Below are 17,255 nucleotides of genomic sequence, written 5' to 3' on the forward strand. Positions count from 1 at the left end.
GACGCGATGAACGAAGAACAGGATACGTCCGTGGCGAGGAAAATGCTCGCCGAATACCGCGCCTCGATCGACAATCTCGATGCGATCCTCATCCACACGCTGGCCGAGCGCTTCCGCTGCACCAAGGCTGTCGGCGTGCTCAAGGCCACGCATGGCCTGCCGCCGGCGGATCCGACGCGGGAAGCCGAGCAGATCGAGCGGTTACGCCGGCTCGCCAAGGAAGCCAACCTCGATCCGGATTTCGCGGAAAAATTCCAGAATTTCGTCGTTCGCGAGGTGATCCGCCACCACGAACAGATCGCCGCCGCGAACGGCGCAACTCAAAACGGCTGAAGACCGGCCGCAACCGACCAACGAGAAACCAGAGCTTTTAGGAGAAAGAAATGGCACTGAAGATCAGACTGGCCCGCGCGGGCTCGAAGAAGCGTCCTTACTACCACATCGTCGTTGCCGACGTGCGCTCGCCGCGCGACGGCCGCTTCATCGAAGCGATCGGCGCCTGGAACCCGCTGCTGCCGAAGGATGGCGACCGCATCAAGATCGACGCCGATCGCGTCAAGCATTGGCTGGGCCACGGAGCGGTGCCGACCGACCGCGTCGCCCGCTTCCTCGACCAGGCTGGTCTGGCCAAGCGTGAAGTCCGCAGCAATCCGACCAAGGCGCTCCCCGGCAAGAAGGCCCAGGAACGCGACGCCCTGCTGAAGAAGGCACAAGAGGAAGCCGCAGCCGCGCTTGCCGCTGCCTCTGCGCCTGCCGAGGCTCCTGCGGAAGCGACCGCCGAGTAAAATACCGCGCTCAATGAAGCAAAGCCACGCCTGCCGATCGGTTGGAGTGGCTTTGCTGTCTCAAGCGACCTGCTCCAACACTTGCCTGCTCCAACACTTGCCTGCTCCAGCACTTTGATTGAGCATCGCAACAATCCGAAAACCGAGCACGCTTTCCGGTCCGATTCTTCAGAGCGCGTCGCGATCTTTCAAATTCGCCGGCGCGCTCTAAGTATTTGTTTTTATGCATGCCGCTGTCCCGAAACCGGCGACATGCATTAGATCGTAGTGACGAACCAAATCAGTAGTACGGATCATAGCGATCGTCGTACCGGGCTGGATAACGGCGGTCGTTATAGCGGCTCGAATAATAGCGATCATTGTAGTCCCGAGGGCAGGCCGCCACATAGACCCGGCCATAGCGGTCTCGGTAACGGCACCTGTTCGGCTCGTTGGCCTGGCCGATCAGGGCACCGGCCACGGCGCCCACCGCGCCACCGACGAGCGCTCCTTCCGCCCGATTGCCGGGTGATGCCACGGCACTGCCGATCGCCGCGCCGCCCAGGCCGCCGATCGCCGCGCCCTGCTCGGTCTGGGAACAGGCGCCGAGCGGCAAAAGCAATGCCATCAACACAACTAACTTCTTCATCGGACTTACCTCTCGCAAGCGGAATATCCATCCTCGCCGCCACGCCCATAACGAACGAAACGAGGATTCGATCCGAACAAGGCCAATCGAGGGCGATGATTCCAGCAGTTATTTCAGGAACCGGGCCCGAAAACCGGCCGCCGATCAGTCTTTGCCGAAGCATGCCAGGGCAGGCCTAGACGGATTTCCTATTCCTGTCGGCGGTTTTATCAAGCATTCTGCTGTCTGGCCCGCATGCTTGACGGGCTGCATTCAAGGGAGGACTGCATGAAGCTCCATTATTCCAAGCTGTTGCTCGCTGGCGCGGTAGCCGTGTCGACCAGCCTCGCCGCACTTTCCGTGCGGGCGGACGAATTCGTCAACGTGCTGACCGGCGGAACGAGCGGTGTCTATTACCCGCTCGGCGTCGCGCTTTCGGAGATCTACGGCAAGAACATGGAAGGGGCCCACGTCCAGGTCCAGGCGACCAAGGCATCCGTGGAGAACCTAAACCTGCTTCAGCAGGGCAAGGGCGAGATCGCCTTCTCGCTCGGCGATTCGGTGCAATTCGCATGGCAAGGCAATACCGAGGCCGGATTTCCCGGCAAGCTCGATAAATTGCGCGCCATCGCCGCCATCTATCCCAACTATATCCAGATCGTGGCCACGCAAGAGTCCGGTGTGAAAACCCTGTCCGACCTCAAGGGCAAGAGCCTTTCGGTGGGCGCGCCTGCTTCGGGAACCGAACTCAACGCCCGGGCCATCTTCGAAGCGTCCGGGATGAGCTATACCGACCTCGGCAAGGTGGAGTATCTGCCGTTTGGCGATTCCGTGGAACTGATGAAAAATCGCCAGCTCGATGCAACGCTGCAATCGGCTGGCCTCGGCGTGGCATCGCTGCGCGATCTTTCGACCGCCCTGCCCATCAACATCGTCGCCGTGCCGGCTGACGAGGTCACCAAGATCGGCGCGCCCTATGTCGCGACCATCATCCCCAAGGGAACCTACGAGGGGCAGGCCGAAGACGTGCCGACCGCCGCTGTCGGCAACATCCTGGTGACGCGCGAAGGCGTTTCCGATGAAACAGCCTACCAGATGACCAAGCTTCTGTTCGAGCATCTCGACCAGTTGATTGCAGCGCATGCCGCAGCCAAGGGCATCGACCCTGCCAAGGCTGTCGAGGGCTTGCCGATTCCCCTGCATCCCGGTGCGGAGCGCTACTACAAGGAAATAGGGCTGATCAAGTAAAGCCCCTGAACCGGTCATGAGCCTGGAGCGGCGAATCTTCCGTTGCGCCGCTCCATCTCATCTGTTCGGGTGTTGGACTTTCTTCGAAAGCGGTTCCGGGAAAATGGACAGATTTTCCCTCAGCGATTGCGGGACCAAAGAGAACCCTTCGCCGATTCCATAAAAACGAACCGTCCTCGGGCCGGTTCCACTATCGGGCATAAGCTCTGAACATCAGCTGACAGCAGGGGAAGCCGGGCATGAGCGACGGGAGCTTCGCGGCGATTTCGCCGAACGAGCCGCCACCCATTCAGGAAACTCCGATCGAGGGCCTGCCGCCTGGCTTCGGCGAGGGGCTGGCAGGCCGCGCGGCGTTCGGCATCGCGGTCGCCTTTTCATTGTTCCAGCTATGGGTCGCGGCCTATGGCAGCCTGGCCAGCCAGATTGTGCGCGCCATGCATGTCGGCTTCCTGCTGTTGCTGGGCTTTGCACTGATCGCCAATCTCAAAGCCACGTCCAGGGTCGCCAAGACATGGTTTTGGGTGCTCGGCATTCTGGGCTTCATCACCGGCCTCTACCACTGGGTTTTCTACTTCGATCTCGTGCGCCGCAGCGGCTTCCTGACGGCACCTGACCTGGTGATCGGCGTCGTGTTCATCCTGCTGGTTTTCGAGGGCTCGCGGCGGATCATGGGACTGCCGCTGACCGTCATCGCCGGCATATTCCTCGCCTACTGTTTCTTCGGCAACTATCTGCCGCCGCCCTTCATCCATCGCGGCTACGACTTCGCCCAGATCATCGACAACTTTGCCTACGGGACGGAAGGCATCTATGGCACGCCGGTCTATGTATCGGCGGCCTACATCTTCATCTTCGTGGTGTTCGCCTCCTTTCTCGAACGCGCCGGCATGATCGCGCTGTTCAACGACGTCGCGCTCGGCATGGTTGGCAGCTGGCGTGGCGGGCCGGCCCAGGTCTGCGTGCTTTCCTCGGCCCTGATGGGCACGATTTCCGGATCGGGCGTCGCCAACGTCGTCGCCAGCGGGCAGTTCACCATCCCATTGATGAAGCGCTTCGGATTCCGCTCGGCCTTTGCCGGCGGCGTCGAAGCGACCTCCTCCATGGGCGGCCAGATCATGCCGCCGGTGATGGGCGCGGTCGCCTTCATCATGGCCGAAACGCTCAACGTGCCCTATTCCGACATCGTCAAGGCGGCCCTCATCCCGGCATTCCTCTATTTCGGCGCCTGCTTCTGGATGGTGTATCTCGAGGCAGGAAAGGCCGGCCTCAGCGGCATGGACAAGGCATCGCTGCCCAATCCGTGGCAGGCGATACGCCAGCACTGGATGCTGGTCATGCCGCTTGCCGTCCTCGTCTACCTGCTGTTTGCCGGCTATACGCCGATTTTCGCCGGCACGATGGGCCTGGCCCTGACGATCGTGCTGGTGCTGGGAACGCCTTTGGCGGCGCTGATCGGCCCGATGGCCTTCCGGGTGGTGTTCTGGATCGCGCTCGGCATCGGCTCGGCCGCCTTCCTGGAGTATGGGGTCAATATACTGGCGATCGTGCTTGTGCTGCTCATCGGCGCCTGTGTCGCCTTCAGGGGCGGACGCGAAACCCTGTCGCTGTGTGTCGAAGCTTTGGCGGAAGGCGCACGCAACGCACTGCCGGTGGGAATTGCCTGCGCCATAGTGGGCGTGATCATCGGTACGCTGACGCTCACCGGCATAGCCTCCACCTTCATCTCATGGGTGATCGCGATCGGCCAGAACAACCTGTTCCTGTCGCTGGTGCTGACGATGATCACATGCCTCATCCTCGGCATGGGCATCCCTACCATTCCCAACTACATCATCACCTCTTCGCTCGCCGGGCCTGCGTTGCTGCAATTGGGCGTACCGCTCATCGTCAGCCACATGTTCGTGTTCTATTTCGGCATCATGGCCGACCTGACGCCACCGGTGGCGCTGGCCGCCTTCGCTGCCGCGCCGATGGCCAAGGAATCCGGCCTCAAGATTGGCGTTCAAGCGGTCAAACTGGCGATTGCCGGCTTCGTCGTGCCGTTCATGGCCGTCTATACGCCGGCGCTGATGCTCCAGGATGCCGGGCCGCTGTCGGCCTACCTCACCTATCCAGGCGAGGTCATCTACCTCGTCACCAAGGCGTGCCTCGGAATCGTGCTGTGGGGAACCGTGGTCGTCGGCTTCCTTGTCGCGCCGATGGCTTGGTGGGAACGGCTTGTCGCATTCGCCGCAGGACTGCTGCTGGTGCTGGCGCTTCCCATGACGGACGAGGCCGGCTGGCTGCTGGCGGCGGCCTGGATCGGCTGGCATGTCTGGAATGCCCGCGCACGCCGCCCGCAGACGGGATCCGGCCGTTGAGCCTGTGCATCCTTGCGGCCGGCAAGACGACGATGATAGCCGCGACCGCCTTTACGCTTTCGTGGACGCACTCGGTACAGAAAAGCCGGTGGGAGGAAAGCTGGCGGGTCGGCCCCTCGGGCCTTCAGGTGGTCGAAGCCCGCGTCGAGGGATCAGGCGCCGGCATGGAGCCGCCGCCCGACTCAGTGTTCAGGGACGGCTGGTGGATCTATCGCCCCAACGTGCCGCCGCAACCATCGGTCGCCCTGGCTGCATCCGGCGCCACCGGGGCCGGCTGGACGCTTTGCGCAAACGGCGCCTGCCAGACCCTTGGCAGCCAACGGGACGACGCCATCATTCTTCACTACTGCGAGTGAGTTGCCTCGCCGGTTGCGGCCAGGGCTGCAACTGGCGGTCTGATGGAAACGCTTGCCGGCAAACAGAAAGGCGGCCCGGTTGTGTCCGAGCCGCCCTTGGGAAAACAGCACGAAAAGGTCAGGCGAAATACTGGCCGCCATTGGCCGAAATCGTCGAACCGGTGATGAAGCCGGCTTCCTCGGAAGCCAGGAAGGCGACGCACCGCGCGATTTCTTCCGGCTCGCCCAGGCGGCCGACCGGAATTTGCGGAATGATGCGCTCGTTGAGCACCTTCTCGTCGATGGCCTTGACCATGTCGGTAGCGATATAGCCCGGGCAAATGACGTTGACGGTGATGCCGGCGCGCGCGCCTTCCTGCGCCAGGGCCTTGGTGAAGCCGATATCGCCGGCCTTCGAGGCCGAGTAATTGACCTGGCCGGCCTGCCCTTTCTGCCCGTTGATCGAGGAAATGGTGATGATGCGGCCGAACTTGCGGTCGCGCATGCCGCTCCACAGCGGATGCGTCATGTTGAACACGCCGCTGAGGTTGGTGCCGATCACCTCGCTCCACTGCTGGGGCGTCATCTTGTGGAACATGGCGTCCCGGGTGATGCCGGCATTGTTGACCAGGACCCCCACCGGCCCGAGATCGGCCTCGACCTGCTTGATCCCGGCCGCACAGGCATCGTAGTCGGCGACCGACCATTTGTAGACGGGAATGCCGGTCTCGGCCTTGAACTTCTGCGCGGCCTCGTCATTGCCGGCATAAATGGCCGCAACTTTATAGCCGGCATTCTTCAGGCCGACCGATATCGCCGCCCCGATGCCGCGCGAACCGCCGGTCACGATTGCCACTTTGCTCATTCCAGTCCTCCTCCAGTGAATGACAGAGAAAGCTGATGCGCGGAGCAGCGGCAATGCGGACTGGCGTCGAGCCAGTCGTCCGTCTTGCCGTCGCCGCCACTCGCCGCGGCAGCAGCCTAGTTCATTGCCTCAACGCACATGGCAACCCCCATGCCGCCGCCGATGCACAGCGTGGCAAGGCCCTTCCTGGCGCCGCGGCGCTTCATCTCGAACACCAGCGTGTTGAAGATGCGCGCGCCCGACGCCCCGACCGGATGGCCGATGGCGATGGCGCCGCCATTGACGTTGACGATCGACGGGTCCCAGCCCATATCCTTGTTGACGGCGCAAGCCTGCGCGGCGAACGCCTCGTTGGCTTCGACGAGATCGAGATCGCCGACCGACCAGCCGGCCTTCTGCAGCGCCTTGCGCGATGACGGGATCGGGCCGGTGCCCATGATCTGCGGATCGACGCCGGCGGTTGCCCAGGACACGATGCGCACCAGCGGCGTGAGCCCGCGGCGCGCCGCCTCGGCCTCCGTCATCAGCACGACGGCTGCTGCACCATCGTTGATACCGGAAGCGTTGCCCGCCGTAACCGTGCCTTCCTTGTCGAAAGCCGGCTTCAGCTTGGTCATGCCATCCAGCGTCGCGCCGTGGCGGATATACTCGTCCTGGTCGACAATGGTGTCGCCCTTGCGGCCCTTGACGGTGAACGGAACGATCTCGTCCTTGAACTTGCCGGCCTTTTGCGCGGCCTCGGCCTTGTTTTGCGAAGCGACGGCGAACTTGTCCTGGTCGTCGCGGGTCAATTGCCACTGGCGGGCGACGTTCTCGGCGGTATTGCCCATGTGATAGCCGTAGAAGGCATCGGTCAGGCCGTCCTTGATCATGGTGTCGATCAGCTTGAGGTCGCCCATCTTGGTGCCGCCGCGCAAATGCTGGGCGTGCGGCGCCATCGACATCGATTCCTGGCCGCCGGCAACGATGATGCTGGCATCGCCCTGCGCGATCTGCTGCATGCCGATGGCGATGGTCCTGAGGCCGGAGCCGCAAAGCTGGTTGAGCCCCCATGCGGTCGCCTCTTGCGGGATACCGGCTGCCATCGCCGCCTGGCGGGCCGGGTTCTGGCCCTGCGCAGCCGTCAATATCTGGCCGAGAATCACCTCATCGACTTCCTTGGCATCGACGCCAGCGCGGCTCAACGCTTCCTTGATGACGGCGGCGCCCAGTTCGTGCGCCGGCGTGTTGGCGAAGGCGCCGTTGAAGGAGCCGACCGGCGTGCGTGCGGCGCTGGCGACAACGATGGCGTTGGAAGCGGACATTTTCTTCTCCAGACTCTGCGGAAAATAGGTTCACGATAAGGTTGTAGTGACTTTTGTTGCCCTTTCCAGAACCTGAGTCAAACCGGAAATCGACGGCTTCGACTTCTTGCCAAGGGCCGGTTTGGCAATGCTGCGCAGCATTTTGCAGTGCCGAAAGCGAGCCTATTCCTTCCGCACTGCACAAACCGCTTGGAGTTGCGGACATTTTGCGCATATCCTGACCGACAGGCAAATTAGTAACCGGTGACTTACCAAGCAAGCCGGGGCTTTCTGGGGAGGATGCTGATGGCCGCGAAAGACGGACCGGTGGTGATCAAGAAATATGCCAATCGCCGCCTCTACAACACCGGCACGAGCACCTACGTCACGCTCGAAGACCTCGCCGACATGGTCAAGAAGGGCGAAGAGTTCACCGTCCAGGATGCCAAGAGCGGGGATGACATCACCCATCCCGTGCTCACCCAGATCATTTTCGAGCTTGAGAACAAGGAGGGGCAGAACATGCTGCCCATTTCCTTCCTTCGACAGCTCATCGCTTTCTATGGCGACCAGATGCAGATGATCGTGCCCTCCTTCCTCGAGCAATCGATGATTGCGTTTTCGAAGGAACAGGAACGTTTCCGCGAACAGATGAAAGGCACCGTCGGCAAATCGCCCATCGACGTCATGAACATGACGACGCCGATGAAGGCGCTGGAGGAACAGACGCGCCGCAACATGGAGATGTTCCAGAACGCCATGCGCATGTTCACGCCGTTCCCGGCCGCAGGTGCAGCACAAGCCGCTCCTGCATCATCCGAGACTGCGCCAACCGGCAAGGAGACTTCCGAAAAGGGAGGCGACCTGCAGGACCTCAAGGAACAGATCGCTGCAATGCAGCGCAAGCTCGACACCTTGTCGTAACGGCGCGGCCGAGCGCCGGCTGGCCCCTCTCGGCAAACAGGGCGGCTTATCAAGCCGGACGCCTGCCCCTGCGCCGAGATCGGGGGGCGCGACACCGGTCTCGGCCGATTCCGGCACGCCTGCCTGCAGCATCACGCGCTCCCCAGCCATAAGAGGTAATAGCATGCTGGCATTTGCGGCGACGGCTCCTGTTGCCTAAACAAGCTATTCCCGGTGGTCGGCATCCTCGTCGTCGGCCTCTTTCAACGAATCCGAACGGTGCCATGATGACAGACCAAACGCTTGTCCCGGTTTTCGACGGCCATAACGACACGCTGCTGAAGCTTTATGGCGAGCCGGACGCCGACAGGGAAAAACTGTTCATCGATGGCAGCCCGGCGAACTGGCATATCGACCTGCCGCGGGCGCGAAAGGGCGGATTCGCAGGTGGCATGTTCGCCATCTTTCCGCCGCCGGTCGAGAAAAAGAAACGCGACGCAGCGCCCATGCCGGGTCCCAACGAGCCGATGGCTCCCGAGCTTTCCATGGAGGAAGCCCGGGCTTCGACGCTTGGCATGGCATCCATCCTGTTTCGGCTGGAACGCGCCGGCGCGCTGACCGTGTGCCGCAGCGCTTCCGATATCCGCACGGCGATGGCGAAGGGTTCGCTTGCCGCCGTCTTCCATATCGAAGGCGCGGAAGCGATCGGCACCGATCTTGCCATGCTCGACGTGCTCTACGCTGCCGGCCTGCGTTCGCTGGGCATCGTCTGGAGCCGTCCCAACGCCTTCGGCCACGGCGTCCCGTTTCGCTTTCCATCCTCGCCGGACACCGGCCCCGGCCTGACCGATGCCGGCAAGGCGCTGGTCAAGGCCTGCAACCGGCTCAAGGTGATGATCGACCTGTCGCATCTCAACGAGAAGGGTTTTCGCGATGTGGCGGCGTTGAGCGACGCGCCGCTTGTCGCCACCCATTCCAACGTGCATGCGATTTGCGCCAGTGCCCGCAACCTGACCGACTGGCAACTGGGCGCCATCCGCGACTCCAAAGGCATGGTCGGGCTGAACTTCGCCGTCGGATTCCTGAATCCGAAGGGGCAGCGGGGAGGAGATGCCGATCTCGACACGATGGTCCGGCACATCGACGCGCTGCTGGAAGCTCTGGGTGAGGACGGCGTCGGCCTGGGCTCGGATTTCGACGGCGCGCCGGTTCCTTCCGGGATCGACGATGTCGCCGGCCTGCCGAAGCTGATCGCAGCATTCGAAAAACGCGGCTATGGGCGCGAACTGATCGAGAAGATCGCCTGGAAGAACTGGGTCAACGTGCTGGAACGGACGCTGGGGTCCTGAACCGACCCGGATCAGCCAAGTCGGTTCAGGTCAGCCTGTAATTATTCTTCGTCGTTATCCGTCGACTTCAAAGCCGAGAGCTTGGCGAACACGGCATTGGCGTCGAGTTCGGCATCCTCGTCCTTCGGCTTGGCGGCTTCAGGCGTGAGCCGCTCGGTCAGAGACGCCGGCAGCAGCGTATCGCCGGCCGGCTGCGCCTGATCGCGGCCGCGCGAGGCGCGGTTGACTTCCATGTCGAGATCGATCTGCGAGGTCAGGCCGAGCATCACCGGATCCATCGGCACGAGGTTGGCGGCGTTCCAATGCTTGCGCTCGCGAATCTGCTCGATGGTCGACTTGGTGGTGCCGACCAGGCGCGAAATTTGCGCATCCTTCAGTTCGGGATGGTTGCGGACCAGCCACAAAATGGCATTGGGTCGGTCCTGGCGCTTGGACAGCGGCGTGTAGCGCGGGCCCTTGCGTTTGGATTCCGGCACCCGCACCTTGGGGTCGGACAACTTGAGGCGATGGTTCTGATCCTTTTCGCCGCGGGCGATTTCCTCGCGCGTCAACTGGCCGGTCATGATCGGATCCATGCCCTTGATGCCCTGCGCCGACTCACCGTCCGCGATCGCCTTCACCTCGAGCGGATGCAGGCCGCAGAACTGCGCGATCTGGTCGAAGGACAGCGCGGTATTGTCGACCAGCCAGACTGCGGTCGCCTTCGGCATCAAAAGCGTATTTGCCATCGAAAAACCCTTCTCGTTCGCCCGCGTTCCCGCGCGGGCGGTGGTTTCTAGAGCCACCAAAATAGGAAAAATCGAGGCCTATATAAACGCGTTCGCGTTCGGGGGCAAGAAATTCTGCCGCCTAAAACAAAACCCGCCGGACGGGGTCCAGCGGGTTCGGAACCGGAGGCGCGATGGTTACGCCAGACGTCGGCTCTGCTTTCAGACCAGCTCTGCTCAAAGAGCAGCGCGGGCAACCTTGGCGATGTCGCCGCGGGCGATGCCGAGATCGTTGAGTTCGCGGGCGTTCAAGCGGTTGAGCTCACGGACGGTTTCCGTGTAGCGGCGCCAGTTCTTGTAAGAGCGGATCAGGTTCATGTTTGCCTCCAGCAAGTTCGGTTGAATTCGATGGTGCTTAGATAGGCTTTCCTGCCTCACTGTTGAACAGACGCTTTTGCATAGCGGGAATGCATTTGCTGCATTGCAACATGAACGATCGGTAAACGCGCGGAAAAGCGCGGAGAACCGTCATTCGCGGGCATGCCATCACCCGAATTGCAGACTAACCGACGTCGAGCACGATCTTGCCGATAAGATCGCCCTCTTCCATGCGCTCATGCGCCCGCCAGGCCTCCTTGAGCGGAAAGATCATATCCATCACCGGCGCGATCTTGCGGGCGGCAAGCAGTGGCCATACCTGCGCCTCAAGCGCGGCTGCCACGGCGCCCTTGAACTCGACGCTGCGCGGCCTCAGCGTCGAACCGGTATGCGTCAGCCGCTTGACCATCAGCCTGGAAAAATCGGCGCTTGCCACCGCCCCCGCCTGCGTGGCGATCTGGACGATGCGCCCCTCGACCGCCGCCGCCGAATAGTTCCTGCCGACATAGTCGCCGCCCACCATGTCGAGGATGACGTTGGCGCCCTTGCCGCCGGTCGCATCCTTGACCGCCTGCACGAAATCCTCCTCGTGGTAGTTCACCGCGCGGTCGGCACCGAGCTTGAGGCAAGTGTCGCATTTCTCCTTCGAACCGGCGGTGGCGACGACATAGGCACCGAAGGCGGAGGCAAGCTGGATTGCGGTGGTGCCGATGCCCGACGATCCGCCATGGACGAGCAGCGTCTCGCCCGCTTTCAACGCGCCACGCTCGAACACATTGTGCCAGACGGTGAAATAGGTCTCCGGCACCGCGGCGGCCTCGGTATAGGTGAAACCGGCCGGTAAAGGCAGCGCATGACTGGCATGCACCACCACATATTCGGCATAGCCGCCACCTGCGGTCAGCGCGCAGACCTGGTCGCGCAGGCGCCAGCGCCGAGCGCCTTCGCCCAGCGCCGCGACCTCGCCGGCAACCTCCAGCCCTGGCAGGTCGGATGCGCCGGGCGGCGCTGGATAGGCCCCCTTGCGTTGCAGAATATCTGGCCGGTTGACCCCGGCGGCATGCACCCGGATCAGGATTTCGCCCGGTCCCGGCTGCGGCACGTCGCGCTTTTCCGCCTTGAGCACCAGCGGCCCGCCAGGCTCCGAAATGGCAACCGCCGTCATCTTCTCGGGGATCTTGTGCCCATTTGCCATTTTCCCGTCTCCATTTTTTGCGGCATGTGCCGGCTGTTTGCATCACGGCCCCTGCCCTATGTATGCTGACTGACGATTCAGGCAAACCGCCTGAAGCAATTCCAGGAAAGGGGAAGCTGGTTTTCCGCCCGGAATTGCGCAAATGCGAGAAGTTGGAGCGGTTCGAAAGCGCTCCAGCAGGCTACCAACCGGTTATCGGGGAGCGATCATGGCGATCTTCGACGATGAGCCCAGGAAAAAGCCGCAGCCGCACGAGATCGGCCAGGACCTGGCGCTGCTCTCGGTCGGCGAACTCAAGGAGCGTATCGATATATTGCGTGCCGAGATCACGCGCATCGAGGCCGAATTGCACGCCAAGGGCTCGACCAAATCCGCCGCCGAGGCGCTTTTCAGACGGGGCTAGTCGCCTGCGGCGGCTTATGCCCCTGAAAAGACCGAAACAAACTAAAGCCTGAAACAAGCTGTTGTCAGGCAGTGCCCGCCAGATTCGATTTCTCCACCGGACCGCGCAGATGTTTGCAACCTACAGACCGATCCTGTCGCTCCTGCGGGGCACCGCCTTTCTTCTGGCGGCTTCCGGCCTGCACGGCCTGCTCTTGCCGCTTCGCGGCCAGATGGAGGGGTTTTCCACCGCTTCGCTGGGCCTGATGGGCACGGCCTGGGCAACCGGCTTCGTCGCCGGCTGCTATTTCGCCCCCCGCATCGTTCGCCGCGCCGGGCATGTGCGGGCCTTCGGCACCTTCGCAGCCTCGGGCGCCATCATCGCCCTGCTCACCGGGCTCATCATCGATGAATACGCCTGGATCGTGCTGCGCGCCTTCACCGGTTTCGTCATGGCCGGCGCTTTCATGATCATCGAGAGCTGGCTGAACGAAAAGGCCACCAACGAGAACCGCGGCACCGTTTTCGGCCTCTACATGATGGTCACCTATGCCTCCATCATGGGCGGTCAGATGATCGTGGCTGCCGGCGACGTTCAGTCGGCCTCGCTGTTCATGATCACCGGCATCTTCTTTTGCCTGTCACTCATTCCGACAGCCGTTTCCACCCAGTCGACACCGCAACCTCTGCAGGACGTGAAACTCGACCTGACAGGGCTCTACGCCAACTCGCCGGTCGCGGCGATCGCCTGCCTGCTGATCGGCATCGCCAATGGTGCCTGGGGCACGCTTGGCGCGGTCTATGGCGCACGCGCCGGCATCCCGACGGCTCAGATCGCGCTGATGATGAGCCTTGTCGTCGTCGCCGGCGCTGTCATGCAACTTCCGGCAGGCCGGCTCTCGGACAAGACCGACCGCCGCTTTGTGCTGGCGGGCGCCGCGTTCGGCGCAGCGTTTTTCGCCCTGGTCGTCTTCCTTCTGCAGCCGCGTTCCGGCCTGGTCGTGCTGATAACGACCGCGGCCTACGGCGGCTTCGCCTACACGCTCTATTCCATTGCGGTCGCCCACGCCAACGACCACGCCAAGGCGGAAGATTTCGTCAAGGTTTCCAGCGGCTTGCTGATGCTCTACGGTTTCGGCACCATGATCGGGCCGCTGCTGGCCGCCGCATTGATGGAGTGGATGCGCCCCGAGAGCCTTTTCCTCGCCACCGCGCTCGCCCACATCTGTCTTGCCGGCTACACCATGCTGCGCATCAAGCGCCGCGCGCCCGTTCCGATCGAAGAGCGCGACGCCTTCAAGACACTGCCGGTCGAGCGCTCGATCACGCCGGAATCGCTGCGGCTCGACCCCCGCACAAAAAATGAAACCGATGGTTGAGATTCGGGCAACTTTACCGCACAAATAGACCATGATGCTGATAGATGCGTTCACGGCCATCGCCGACCCCACCCGACGCCATCTTCTCGAAGAGCTTCGGCGCGGGCCGAAAACCGTCAACGAACTGGCCGCCGGCCTGCCGGTATCGCGCCCGGCCGTTTCTCAACATCTGAAAGTGCTGCTTGACGCCGGCCTTGTCAGTGCGCGGGCCGACGGCACGCGACGCGTCTATACCGTCACCAATGCAGGCTTTCTCAAGCTGAACATCTGGCTCGACCAGTTCTGGGATGCGCAGGCTTCGTAAGCGCCCGCCCACAGACGCCGTCAGTTCAGATTGACGTCCCGGCCGGCAGCGCGGATCGACACCGAGAAACCTGCCAGCACGTCGATCAGCGTGATAACCATCAGCGTGAAGAACACCGAGTGCGCCGCGCCCTTGATCAGCAGGAACTCTACCAGGAAAGCCACGAAGACGAAGGTCGACAACAGATGATCGATCACCGAGGCGTTGCTGGTGCGGGTCGATTTGAGGATTTCGACAAAGAAGAAGACCAGGCCGATCAGGACCATGAGATCGCCGAGCGTCATGGAAAAGACGCCGCCGGACATCATGCCGATGGAGAGTATTTCGGCAGCCCAGGGATCGCCGTTGACGCCGGAGCCGAAAAAGCCGGCAAGGCCGAGATTGTAGATGATGAACGGCACGATCAGCAGCGGAAGGCTAGCCAGCATGTCATGTCTCCAACCGAGGCGCCAAGGACAGTTCGGCGCGGGTTTGCTTTCAGCGCGAGCATCCGCTCCTGCTCACAGTTGTAGAATGCAGGTCGCTTTGCCGGTCAAGCCCCAGGCGGGTTTCCGGAAAGCAAAAGACCGCCCGAAGGCGGTCTCGAATGCGTCGCAAATGCGGGAAAGCCGAACTCAGCTTTCTTTCGGCGTCAGCACCTGGCGGCCGCGATACATGCCGGTCTTCAGATCGATATGGTGCGGACGGCGCATTTCGCCGGAATTCTTGTCCTCGACATAGGTCGGCGCCTTGAGCGCGTCGGCCGAACGGCGCATGCCGCGCTTCGAGGGAGAGGTTTTTCGTTTCGGTACGGCCATGGATATGCTCCACTCAAGTGTTCAAAAGCCTGTCATGCCCTGGTGAAAGGGCCGCGTGTCGGGCCTAATTCTAGGAGAAAGTGGCGTGCCTATACACGGCCCACGGCGCTTTGACCAGCGTCATGGCAAGATTTTTTGCGCCGACGCCTTATACCGGCCGGACTGTGGCGGGATCAAGTCGGAGACGAGCCGGCACGGTTCTTGGCAAATCCACAACCGTCCGCGGCGGCCCCAAGCGCGTCGAGATCTAGGGTCAGGACCTGTTAATTTGGCTGGAATGGCGTTCGAAATGGCGAGAGATGCAAGGAAAAGCCCCAAGAGTGGGGTTGTTCCCCCAGTCGAGGGTTTTGACGAAGCAGGTCGACGCCAGTTCGATCGTCCTTCGGATCGGATGGATTTGCCCGGACTACTTTGTCGCAATGTCTTGAAAGGCTTGAGCCTTCCTGCGGCATTGCTTCGCGTATCCGCACAAATCCGCTCCGGCCATTCGAGCCAAATTAACAGGTCCTGACCCTAGTCGAGACAGCCGACATATCCGCCAGCCCGCGCAGCCCTGCGCTCGATGACGCTCGCCAACTGCCTCAATCCACGGCTTGGCTTGCCTGGATTTCGTGCCACCGGATTGGGCAGGGCAACGGCAAGCAGGGCAGCCTGCCGGCGCGACAGTTTCCTGGCGGCAACACCGAAATGATGCTGTGCGGCAGCCTCAATGCCGTAGATGCCCGGCCCCCATTCGGCAATGTTGAGATAGATTTCCATGATCCGTCGTTTCGGCACGACAAGGTCGAAATAGACCGCCAACGGCAATTCGACGACTTTGCGCAAGGTCGTGAACGGCCGCTGCCACAGATACAGGTTCTTGACCGTCTGCATGGTGATGGTCGAGGCGCCGCGCGTTGCCTCCCCCGCGATGGCGTCGCTCACCACGCCCTTCAGTTCACGGAAGTCGATGCCGTGATGGGAACAGAACTGGCCATCCTCCGACATGATGACGGAATGCGCCAGCACCGGGGCGATATCGTCGATACCCACCCAGCGCCGGTCGTAGCCGGAGAAGGTCGCCAAATCCTTCAGCATCAGCGTTGAAACCGGATGCACGAAGGAAGGCAGGTAGAGGATGGTCAAAATCACGGGAATGAGCGCAAGTATGACCGCGCCTCTCACCCCGGTGCGGATCAAGCTCTTGCGCGAGATGGTCCGCCCGCCCCTTTTTGCTCGCGACATGAGATGTCCCTCGGTTCCATGAACCAATCCCTCAGTCTCTTGCTCGATGATCGGTTCCGGCACCTGGCTTGTCCCTGCCAATCACCTTCCCGCATAACGGCGCCTGACTGCTTGCGCAATGTCTGAGTGTCGGCTACCGCTCGCCGCCATGACGACAGACGCTGAAATCGCCTTTGAAACCCGGCTGACAGAGCAAGCCAGCGCCGTTGAAGCCAGGCTGCGGCGCAGTCTCGACGATCGCCCGCTTTCCGGCGAGATCGCAAGGCCGGAGCGCCTGCTTTTAGCCATGCGCCACGGCGTGCTCAACGGCGGCAAGCGGCTGCGTCCCTTCCTGGTGATGGAAAGCGCCGCCCTGTTCGACCCCGATGCCAGGGACGATACGGCGCTTTGCGTGGCGGCTGCGCTGGAATGCGTCCACTGCTATTCACTGATCCACGACGATTTGCCGGCGATGGACGACGACGATCTGCGGCGCGGCCAGCCGACCGTGCACAGGGCATATGACGAAGCGACGGCCATCCTCGCTGGCGACAGCCTGCTCACGCTTGCCTTCGATATCATTGCCGGCGAACCCTGGGAGCACGGAAAAAGGCCTACAGCCGCCACGCGCCTTGTCCTGGTCAAGGGCCTTGCCCGTGCAGCCGGCCTTGGCGGCATGACCGGCGGACAGATGCTCGACCTGGCGGCGGAGCATGCCTCCCCCGACGAAGCCGGCATCATTCGCCTGCAAGCGATGAAGACCGGTGCATTGATCCGCTTTGCCTGCGAGGCCGGCGCGATCCTTGCCCATGCCTCGTCGGCGGACCAGGAACGGCTGGCTGAATTCGGCTCGGCCATAGGGCTTGCCTTCCAGCTTGCCGACGACCTGCTCGACATGACGGCGGATGCCAGCCAGATCGGCAAGGCCACCGGCAAGGATGCCGCCGCCGGCAAGGCCACGCTGGCAGCCCTTCACGGCGCCGACTGGGCACGCCGGCAACTGAACGGCCTTGTCGAACAGGCGCACGCCTTGCTCGATCCCTACGGCGAACGGGCGGCAATGCTGAAAGCCGCGGCGACATTCGTCGCCAATCGCACCAGATAGGCCCTGGCCAAGCCGCAAAGCTCTGCCGCACCAACGAAATCTTAATGTTAATGCAGTGTGATCCCCGCCGT

At 62.3% G+C, this 17,255-nt stretch carries 19 protein-coding genes and 1 pseudogene; 11 read left to right on the plus strand and 9 right to left on the minus strand.

What is annotated here, in order from left to right; translation table 11 throughout:
• Nucleotides 1-6 precede the first annotated feature (6 nt).
• The gene (locus tag ASD64_RS01925) at nucleotides 7-333 is read left to right on the plus strand and encodes a chorismate mutase (protein ID WP_056099798.1); all 327 of its coding nucleotides are present in this window, start codon (nucleotides 7-9) and stop codon (nucleotides 331-333) included.
• 50 nt (nucleotides 334-383) lie between these two features.
• Entirely contained in the window at nucleotides 384-785 is a 402-nt protein-coding gene (rpsP, locus tag ASD64_RS01930) for a 30S ribosomal protein S16 (protein ID WP_056099807.1), read from the plus strand.
• A 361-nt stretch (nucleotides 786-1,146) separates the two neighbouring features.
• Here rpsP and ASD64_RS01935 read toward each other — a convergent pair.
• Nucleotides 1,147-1,413: pseudogene (locus tag ASD64_RS01935) on the minus strand (glycine zipper domain-containing protein); the annotation flags it as partial.
• A gap of 267 nt (nucleotides 1,414-1,680) precedes the next feature.
• Between ASD64_RS01935 and ASD64_RS01940 the strand changes: the two are divergent.
• The 3 genes from ASD64_RS01940 (at nucleotide 1,681) to ASD64_RS01950 (ending at nucleotide 5,356) form a co-directional block, all read left to right on the plus strand.
• Nucleotides 1,681-2,640, plus strand: a complete 960-nt coding sequence (locus ASD64_RS01940) for a TAXI family TRAP transporter solute-binding subunit (RefSeq protein WP_056100207.1) — start codon at nucleotides 1,681-1,683, stop codon at nucleotides 2,638-2,640.
• 239 nt (nucleotides 2,641-2,879) lie between these two features.
• Complete coding sequence (locus tag ASD64_RS01945) at nucleotides 2,880-5,000, plus strand: TRAP transporter permease (RefSeq protein ID WP_082549811.1); 2,121 nt, start codon at nucleotides 2,880-2,882, stop codon at nucleotides 4,998-5,000.
• Nucleotides 4,997-5,356, plus strand: coding sequence for a DUF1850 domain-containing protein (locus tag ASD64_RS01950; protein WP_056099810.1), 360 nt, complete (start codon nucleotides 4,997-4,999; stop codon nucleotides 5,354-5,356). The genes ASD64_RS01945 and ASD64_RS01950 overlap by 4 nt, the downstream gene beginning before the upstream one ends.
• Before the next feature lie 118 nt (nucleotides 5,357-5,474).
• Here the strand turns inward: ASD64_RS01950 and phbB are convergent, their stop codons facing one another.
• Complete coding sequence (gene phbB / locus ASD64_RS01955; protein WP_056099812.1) at nucleotides 5,475-6,200, minus strand: acetoacetyl-CoA reductase; 726 nt, start codon at nucleotides 6,198-6,200, stop codon at nucleotides 5,475-5,477.
• Between the two features lie 116 nt (nucleotides 6,201-6,316).
• Nucleotides 6,317-7,504 carry an acetyl-CoA C-acetyltransferase gene (locus tag ASD64_RS01960; protein ID WP_056099815.1) on the minus strand — a complete coding sequence of 396 codons (1,188 nt, stop codon included), beginning with the start codon at nucleotides 7,502-7,504 and terminating at the stop codon, nucleotides 6,317-6,319.
• A 285-nt stretch (nucleotides 7,505-7,789) separates the two neighbouring features.
• On the opposite strand from ASD64_RS01960, the gene phaR reads away from it, so the two are divergent.
• Complete coding sequence (phaR, locus tag ASD64_RS01965; RefSeq protein WP_056100213.1) at nucleotides 7,790-8,407, plus strand: polyhydroxyalkanoate synthesis repressor PhaR; 618 nt, start codon at nucleotides 7,790-7,792, stop codon at nucleotides 8,405-8,407.
• A 266-nt stretch (nucleotides 8,408-8,673) separates the two neighbouring features.
• Nucleotides 8,674-9,735, plus strand: coding sequence for a dipeptidase (locus ASD64_RS01970; RefSeq protein ID WP_056100216.1), 1,062 nt, complete (start codon nucleotides 8,674-8,676; stop codon nucleotides 9,733-9,735).
• Nucleotides 9,736-9,776: 41 nt separating this feature from the next.
• Here ASD64_RS01970 and ASD64_RS01975 read toward each other — a convergent pair whose 3' ends face one another.
• The 3 genes from ASD64_RS01975 to ASD64_RS01980 form a co-directional block, all read right to left on the minus strand.
• Nucleotides 9,777-10,463 (minus strand): DUF1013 domain-containing protein, encoded by a 687-nt coding sequence (locus ASD64_RS01975; protein WP_056099817.1) that lies wholly within the window; start codon nucleotides 10,461-10,463, stop codon nucleotides 9,777-9,779.
• Between the two features lie 216 nt (nucleotides 10,464-10,679).
• Nucleotides 10,680-10,820 (minus strand): DUF1127 domain-containing protein, encoded by a 141-nt coding sequence (locus ASD64_RS20310; RefSeq protein WP_082549812.1) that lies wholly within the window; start codon nucleotides 10,818-10,820, stop codon nucleotides 10,680-10,682.
• A 184-nt stretch (nucleotides 10,821-11,004) separates the two neighbouring features.
• Nucleotides 11,005-12,015 (minus strand): NAD(P)H-quinone oxidoreductase, encoded by a 1,011-nt coding sequence (locus ASD64_RS01980; RefSeq protein WP_056099819.1) that lies wholly within the window; start codon nucleotides 12,013-12,015, stop codon nucleotides 11,005-11,007.
• Between the two features lie 208 nt (nucleotides 12,016-12,223).
• Between ASD64_RS01980 and ASD64_RS01985 the strand changes: the two genes are divergently transcribed.
• From ASD64_RS01985 to ASD64_RS01995, 3 genes are all read left to right on the plus strand, one after another.
• A complete protein-coding gene (locus ASD64_RS01985; protein ID WP_056099822.1) occupies nucleotides 12,224-12,418 on the plus strand; it encodes a DUF1192 domain-containing protein in 195 nt (64 codons plus the stop codon).
• Between the two features lie 109 nt (nucleotides 12,419-12,527).
• Entirely contained in the window at nucleotides 12,528-13,775 is a 1,248-nt protein-coding gene (locus ASD64_RS01990) for an MFS transporter (protein ID WP_056099825.1), read from the plus strand.
• A gap of 31 nt (nucleotides 13,776-13,806) precedes the next feature.
• A complete protein-coding gene (locus ASD64_RS01995) occupies nucleotides 13,807-14,079 on the plus strand; it encodes an ArsR/SmtB family transcription factor (RefSeq protein WP_056099828.1) in 273 nt (90 codons plus the stop codon).
• 20 nt (nucleotides 14,080-14,099) lie between these two features.
• Here ASD64_RS01995 and ASD64_RS02000 read toward each other — a convergent pair whose 3' ends face one another.
• The 3 genes from ASD64_RS02000 to ASD64_RS02010 all read right to left on the minus strand — a co-directional run bounded on the left by ASD64_RS02000 (nucleotide 14,100) and on the right by ASD64_RS02010 (nucleotide 16,163).
• Nucleotides 14,100-14,507 carry a hypothetical protein gene (locus tag ASD64_RS02000; RefSeq protein WP_056099829.1) on the minus strand — a complete coding sequence of 136 codons (408 nt, stop codon included), beginning with the start codon at nucleotides 14,505-14,507 and terminating at the stop codon, nucleotides 14,100-14,102.
• Nucleotides 14,508-14,693: 186 nt separating this feature from the next.
• Entirely contained in the window at nucleotides 14,694-14,876 is a 183-nt protein-coding gene (gene rpmF, locus ASD64_RS02005) for a 50S ribosomal protein L32 (RefSeq protein WP_008834724.1), read from the minus strand.
• 513 nt (nucleotides 14,877-15,389) lie between these two features.
• Nucleotides 15,390-16,163: a biosynthetic peptidoglycan transglycosylase gene (locus ASD64_RS02010; RefSeq protein ID WP_056099832.1), complete on the minus strand. Its 774-nt coding sequence runs from the start codon at nucleotides 16,161-16,163 to the stop codon at nucleotides 15,390-15,392.
• Between the two features lie 85 nt (nucleotides 16,164-16,248).
• Here ASD64_RS02010 and ASD64_RS02015 point away from each other — a divergent pair, with 85 nt between their 5' ends.
• Entirely contained in the window at nucleotides 16,249-17,184 is a 936-nt protein-coding gene (locus tag ASD64_RS02015; protein ID WP_056099835.1) for a polyprenyl synthetase family protein, read from the plus strand.
• The last annotated feature ends 71 nt before the right edge of the window (nucleotides 17,185-17,255 follow it).

Source organism: Mesorhizobium sp. Root157, assembly GCF_001427385.1.
Classification (GTDB): domain Bacteria; phylum Pseudomonadota; class Alphaproteobacteria; order Rhizobiales; family Rhizobiaceae; genus Mesorhizobium.